Origin of the sequence: Streptomyces sp. NBC_00503 (assembly GCF_036346895.1) — a bacterium.
Classification (GTDB): domain Bacteria; phylum Actinomycetota; class Actinomycetes; order Streptomycetales; family Streptomycetaceae; genus Streptomyces.
On the sequence record NZ_CP107856.1, the window covers coordinates 403,125 to 409,907 of the forward strand.

Annotated in this window: 5 protein-coding genes; 3 read left to right on the top strand and 2 right to left on the bottom strand. The window is 69.2% G+C overall.

The window, feature by feature from the left end:
* Positions 1–112: 112 nt before the first annotated feature.
* Genes tap through OG490_RS39035 form a run of 3 tightly spaced genes read left to right on the top strand, consistent with a single transcriptional unit; the run spans position 113 to position 3,873 of the window.
* A complete protein-coding gene (gene tap, locus OG490_RS39025; RefSeq protein ID WP_330301497.1) occupies positions 113–2,383 on the top strand; it encodes a telomere-associated protein Tap in 2,271 nt (756 codons plus the stop codon).
* A gap of 9 nt (positions 2,384–2,392) precedes the next feature.
* The gene (gene tpg, locus OG490_RS39030; RefSeq protein ID WP_330301498.1) at positions 2,393–2,947 is read left to right on the top strand and encodes a telomere-protecting terminal protein Tpg; all 555 of its coding nucleotides are present in this window, start codon (positions 2,393–2,395) and stop codon (positions 2,945–2,947) included.
* A gap of 17 nt (positions 2,948–2,964) precedes the next feature.
* Positions 2,965–3,873 (top strand): sigma-70 family RNA polymerase sigma factor, encoded by a 909-nt coding sequence (locus OG490_RS39035; RefSeq protein ID WP_330301499.1) that lies wholly within the window; start codon positions 2,965–2,967, stop codon positions 3,871–3,873.
* Between the two features lie 186 nt (positions 3,874–4,059).
* Here OG490_RS39035 and OG490_RS39040 read toward each other — a convergent pair whose 3' ends face one another.
* Positions 4,060–4,533 carry a MarR family transcriptional regulator gene (locus OG490_RS39040; protein ID WP_330301500.1) on the bottom strand — a complete coding sequence of 158 codons (474 nt, stop codon included), beginning with the start codon at positions 4,531–4,533 and terminating at the stop codon, positions 4,060–4,062.
* A complete protein-coding gene (locus OG490_RS39045) occupies positions 4,530–5,168 on the bottom strand; it encodes a hypothetical protein (RefSeq protein ID WP_239516702.1) in 639 nt (212 codons plus the stop codon). The genes OG490_RS39040 and OG490_RS39045 overlap by 4 nt, the downstream gene beginning before the upstream one ends.
* Between the last annotated feature and the right edge of the window lie 1,615 nt (positions 5,169–6,783).

The window sequence follows — 6,783 nt, forward strand, 5'->3', positions numbered from 1 at the left end:
GGGCGCTAACGGACCGACGGACCATTAACGCCGTTAACGCCGTTAACGCCCCCACGTGTGTTCCACGTGCGTTCCACGGTGCGGTTCACATAGGCTGCGCCTGGAGGTTCTCATGCTCAACGCGCACAACAACGAACAGACCACGCTCTTCGCCGCGGTCGACGCCCTACTCGAAGAGGCGGCGGCACAGGACGCCCTCCCGCACCCGGACGAGCGCAAGCGCCTCCGCGAAGCGGCCGGCCTGAGCCAGGACCAGATCGCCCAGGCCCTCTCCGTCCGCCGCGAGACGGTCACCTCCTGGGAGACCGGCCGCACGGCCCCCCGCCCTCCCAAGCGTGCCGCCTACGCCCGCCTCCTCAACGGCCTCGCAGACCTCCACCCCGTTAACGCCGTTAACGCCGTTAACGCCACTCCCCACGCCGAAGCCGCCGAGGCCCCGGGCTCAGCCCCCCTTAACGGCGTTAACGCCGGAGCCCAGACGGCATCCCCCGTTAACGCCGTTAATGCCACCCCCCGCGCCGAAGGCGCCGGGCCCCAGGGCTCAGCCCCGGAGACGGGGTCTGGGGCGGAGCCCCAGTTTCGGGAAGGGGCGGGTAGGGGAACAGCCCCGCAGGGCCCCACCCCCCCGCCGACCACCACTGGCACCCACACCCACCCCCCCGCCACCGTTAACGCCGTTAACGCCGTTAACCCCCCGCGCCCGCACTCCACCCCCCTGGAAGGCAACGGCCCCCTAGCCGTCCTGGACGGCACCGGCCAGGCCCACGCCGCCGGAGGCATCGTCCTCGCGCCCCCCGCCACCCTCCCCGCCCTCATCTCCTGGGCCCTGGGCCCCGACGCCGACCTCCGCTCCCCCCGCCTCCACCGCAACGGCAAGGACGGCGACCCCCTCCTCGTCCTCACCCCCGCCGCCGCCGAGTCCCTGGGCCTGCCCCTAGTCCTCGAAGACCGCCGCGGCCTGCGCCTCCCCGACGACCACCCCGTCATCAAGCAGCTCACCAAAGCCAAGTGGCAGCTGACCCGCCGCGGCTTCGGCCCCTGGGCCCGCGTCTACCGACCCGCCACCCCCACCACCGGCCGCCAGTGCGTCCAGCTCGCGGTCCTCCCCTGGGGCGCCCTCGACCCCCGCGCCTGGGGCGAGGACACCGCCGAGCTCCCCGCCCCGGAACTCGCCGAGCTGCTCACCTCCTACGCCACCCGCGTGCTCACCCCCCGCGGCTCGACGGCGGTTTCCGGCCTGGAGCTCATGACGGCGCTCCGCCCGCCCACCCGCGCCGCCCGGGACGGGTCCACCAACACCTGGGTATCGGCCCCGGTCCCCGGCTCCCTCACCCGCCCCGTGGACCCCGCTCCCCCGGAGGCCCCCGACGAGCACCCGGTCGTCGCGGCCCTCTACCCCCGCAGCCACCAGCGCACCCCGGACCAGGTCCTCGACGAGGAGGCCTACGACTGGATCCGCGACCCGCAGCTCCTCACCGACGCCGAGTGCACCCGCTCCCACGCCGTCGGCATCGACGTGAACATGGCCTTCGCCGCCGCCGCCAACCGCCTCCTCGTCGGCATCGGCCCCGCCGTCCACACCCCGGCCCCCCGCTTCGACCCGAAGCTCCCCGGCTGCTGGCTGGCGGACCTCTCCACCCTGCAACTCGACCCCCGCCTCCCCAGCCCCTTCACCCCGCACGGCCTCCCCCCGACCGGCCCCGCCTGGTACGCCACTCCGACCCTCGCCTACGCCCAGGAGCTCGGCGTCGCCGTCCAGCCCACCGAGGCCTGGCTCCGCCCGGACCACGGCCCGTACCTCGACGCCTGGTACACCCGCCTGCGCGACGCCTACATGGCGACGATGGCGGAACTCGGCGTACACCCGGCCCTCACGGACGCCGAGTTCCTCACCGCGATGACGGAGCACAAACAGCACGACCCCCACCAGACCGCGGTCCTCTCCGCGATCAAGGCCACCGTCAAGGGCGGCATCGGCAAGCTCCGCGAACGCCCACAGGGCGCCGGCTACCGCCCCGGCGAAAGCTGGCCCGCCCTCGAACGCCCCACATGGCGTCCCGACATCCGCGCCGCCGTCATCTCGACGGCCCGCGTCAACATGCACCGCAAGATGCTGAAACTCGCGACGGCCTCCGGCCAGTACCCCATCGCCGTCCTCTCCGACTGCGCGGTCTACCTCTCCGACGGCCCCAGCCCCCTCGACTTCCTCCCCCGCACCCCCGAAGGCAAGCCGCTGCCCGGCGGCTTCCGCCTCGGCGTCAGCCCCGGCATGGTCAAGCACGAGGGCACCCAGCCCCTGCTCTGGGCCGTCCAGATGCTCGACGAACGCCACAACCCCGCCCGCCACATCAAGGGCCACGACGCCGCGGCCGACGGAGAGTAAGAGCCACCCATGTCCGAGATCAGCGACAGCCTCGACCGCGCCGACGAGCAGAACTTCACCCGTCCCATCCCCAAGTCGGCGGGCGCCCAAATCCGGTACCTCGTGAAGCAGCTCAAGTCCACCAAGGCCGTGGCGGAGCTCCTCGCCATCTCCCGGCGCACCGTCGAGCGGTACGTGAAGGACCAGATCAAGCAGCCCAAACCGGCGCTCTCCACCCGCCTCGAGCGCGAGGTACGCCGCCGCTGGCAGCCCCTGGTCCGCAAGCGCGCCCGGGCCAAGGCCGCCAAGCAGACCGGCCTGGTCATCGAAACCCGCGCCCGCTTCGGCTTCAGCGCCGCCCCCGGCACCACCGACGACGGCCGGATGCGCCGCATCACCCAGCACCTCCCCCCGGAGTACGCCTCCCGCCTCTTCACCGCCCAGGAGGCCGGGGCCAACGAGTCCCAGCTGCGCACCATCGCCGCCGAAGGCCTCCAGGAGATCTACTTCAAGGACCACGGCGCCCGCGCCCAAGGCCTCCTCGTCGAGTTCACCGACATCGACTACGTCGAGCTCAACTTCTAGCAGGGCAGGACGAAGCATTGGACGAGCACGCGTACGGGCACGACGAGCTGGCGAAACGTTTCGAGAAGGAGCGCACCCACCTCCGGGCAGTGGCCTACCGCATGCTCGGCTCACTCGCCGAAGCGGAGGACGCCGTCCAGGAGACCTGGCTCCGCCTCGGCCGCTCCGACTCCTCGGAGATCGAGAACCTGGCCGGCTGGCTGACCACCGTCGTCGGCCGGATCTGCCTGGACATGCTCCGCTCCCGCACCTCCCGCCGGGAAGACCCCCTGGAATCCCGGCCCGTCGAACCGGTCCCGGGAGACACCGACGGCGGACTCCGACCGACCGACCCGGAGGACGAGGCCCTGCTCGCCGACTCCGTCGGCGCCGCCATGCTCGTGGTCCTGGACAGACTGGCCCCCGCCGAACGGCTCGCGTTCGTCCTTCACGACCTGTTCGCCGTGCCCTTCGAGGACATCGCCCTGATCACCGAGCGCACCCCCGCCTCGGCCCGCCAGCTCGCCAGCCGCGCCCGCCGCCGCGTCCGGGGAGCCGAGACGGATCCCCGGCCCGACCTCGGCCGCCGGCAGCACATCGTCAGGGCCTTCCTGCGCGCAGCGCGCGCAGGGGACTTCGAGGCCCTCCTGGAAGTCCTCGACCCCGATGTCGTGGCCCGCTCCGACATGGGTATGGCCGGCGCCCTCTCCGCAATCCACGGAGCGGCCCTGGTCGCCCGTCAGGCAGCCACCTTCGCGCAGTTCGCCCGAAGCATGCAGCTCGCGTTCGTAAATACAAACATGGCCGTGATCTCCCTGGTGAACGGCCAAACCCGCGTCATGACATTCACGATCGCGGACACCCGAATCACCGAGATCTCGGTACTCACGTCCCCCACCACGGTCTCCGGCCTCGACATCCTCGTCCCCCAGGACCCCACCCCCTGACCCCGCCCCCAAAACAGGACTTGACGGACCGTCGCCCCAGCCCGAACCCCCCGACGACGCCCCATCAACTCCCCAGGCCCCTCCAGGCCCCTCTGAGCCCCTCAGGAACCACGAAGGGCCCCGGGATACCCCGAGGCCCTCACAAGCCCCTGAGTCGCCCTCAGAAGCCCTTTAAACGCCACACAATCAGCCAACCGCGTGCAGTGCCCTACGCCGCTTCGACTCCGCCGCCTTCTTCGCGTCGGCCTGAGCCGCCCGCTTCTTGCGCTGCTCGGCCAGCTGGTCCTGATACGCCGCCACCGCCCGGTGGTAGCTGGCCACATAGCCCCGGGCGTCCAGCCGCTCGTCCGCGTCCATCTCGTTCACGGCCGCGACCGCGTCCTCGAAGGAGGTGTACCCGGCCAGCATCGGGTTGATCTGGTAGACGCCGTTGCGGATCTTCCTGACCAGCTTCGCGAGCTCCAGGCTCCGCAGCGCGGCGTTCACGCTCGGCCGGCTCAGGTCGAGCATCCCGCCGACCGTCGCCTGGTCGATGAGGATCCGACCGCCCGGCTCGCTCAGCGAACGCAGCTTCAACAGCACGCGGTAGGCCGCGGGCGGAAGGTCGAGGTCGGAGAGAAGCCCGTCGGCGTTGACCGCAGCGAATCGCAAGGTGCTCACTGAGCCGTCCCTTCTCCCGTGCGCTTCGTCCGGCTCACCCGACGCGCAGCGCGCTCTCTTGCCCGTTCGGCCCGCAGTTCCGCGATGGCCTGCCTCATGTGGTCCAGCGAAGGGAAGCGCACCAAGTCGGGCAGGCTCGTATCGCTACGAATCTGCGAAATGGTTCCGTGCTGCTCCACCTTCACGAACTCACCCGTCATCTCAGTACCCGGGATGAACTCCGCCACCCGATAACTGTAGGGCGGGTTGAACTGATACACACCCCGCCTCACCTTGAAGACGATCCCATGAGACATCACGGTGTGCAGAGCTTCGGAGGTCTTCGTCCGGCTGACATCCAGGATGGTAGCCATCTCCTCCTGGGTAAGTGGAATCCGCCCCCCCGCCCGTTGACAGGCGATGAGCAGCAGGATCAGCCTCAGCGGCAGCGCTTCGCGGAAGTACTGGGCGATCACGAGGAAGAACTCGAGGCTGTCCATCGAGAACGCATTCGGCTGATTCTCGGTCCCGTAGAACTCGAGCGGCTTGCGCTCGCCGTCCAGAGTCAGCTTCCGCGTCGGGTACCGCTTGGCCAGGCTGTCCAGATCCTTGACCGGAGCCAGTGGCTGACTCCATGCGGAGATCGCATCGTCCACCGGCAGATCGGGACGCGGGGTCCCAGCCGGATTGCCCCGGCGGCGCTGTGGCTCTGATGACACGAGGCTGCTCTCCACTCCGTTGATCTGCGGAGATCAGTATGTCAACAAGGGTGACACAAGTGTCACGCTCGTTGACGTTCGGCGTGTCTTGTGTCCCCTCACAGGTGACATATCTCAGCCACACCCTCCCAGCCCCCGTCCCCCAACCCCCTCCGACCAACCCCACCCACCCCACCGCCAGTTCGCCGACGTATCTCCAGTAAAACGTCGGCCCCCCCGACGTTTTAGCCCATTTTACGTCAGCTGCACTGACATTTTGCAGCCGTTGTGTCCCCCTAGCAGCGACACAACCACCGAGATATGTCCCTCCTGAGGGGACATATCTTTTCCCCCGCACCCCCTCTGACCTGCGGCGACGCATCTCCGTACCTTCTATAGGCCGGTGGGTGGCGCGCTGCGCGTACTCAAGGCCGTCTCGAAGCCCGCAGACTGCCCGCTCTTCCCCCTTGATCAAATGCCCTGAGACCTGCATCACCCCAGGAGGGAACCCCCTGGATCTGAGCTACAACCCCGCAGAATCTGACTGATTCCCGTCTCTATCCACGCTCAACTTTGAATCACCACCCGTTGAACCCCCTTAACGGCGTTAACGCCGTTAATCCCACCCCTCCCTACGCCCCAGGCTTCAACACCACAGTCACAAAAAGTGACCCTCAGTCAACGTCCCTTCTTACACAGTCGACTCATCTCCTCCAGTAGCCCTAGAGGTAAGCCTCAACCCTCAGCCTCGTCCGCTTGGCCACCCAAAAACATCCAGCCTCGGGCTATCCCCAGCTGCGTCGCTCCAGCCCCAGGCCCACTTCTCAACTGAACCCCTGGTCATCTGTAGAAAAGTGCTCGCAAGTCTGGAACGCAGCGGAAGACTCCAACCATTGCTTCACCTCGAAGCAGCCCTACACATGGGCCCCCTCGGTCCGAAGCGAAGCGCAGGAACTCCGGCCCAAAGGGCCGGCCATGGCTCGGAGCGAAGCGGAGAGCTAGGCCCGAAGGGCCCCCGCCAAGCGCAGCGAGGCCTTTCAGTCTTAAGCGCGCAGCGCTTAAGGCCCCAGAGCGAAGCGGAGGATCACCACCGCAGGCTGCGCCTGCGCAAAGCCCAGGCGCTCACTTCCAGGCGCGCAGCGCCTGGAACCCGAAGCGAAGCGGAGGGTTACCCCCGCAGGGGATGCCTGCGCGAAGCGCAGGCACGCTCTCCCGAGCGCGCAGCGCTCGGGTACCCGGAGCGAAGCGGAGGGTTACCGCCGAAGGCGGTCTCGGGCGCGAAGCGCCCGAGCACCACTCCCGAGCGCGCAGCGCTCGGGTACCCCGAGCGAAGCGGAGGGTTACCCCCGCAGGGGATGCCTGCGCGAAGCGCAGGCACGCTCTCCCGAGCGCGCAGCGCTCGGGTACCCGGAGCGAAGCGGAGGGTTACCGCCGAAGGCGGTCTCGGGCGCGAAGCGCCCGAGCTCCACTCCCAAGCGCGCAGCGCTTGGGTACCCGGAGCGAAGCGGAGGGTTACCGCCGTAGGCGGTCTCGGGCGCGAAGCGCCCGAGCTCCACTCCCAAGCGCGCAGCGC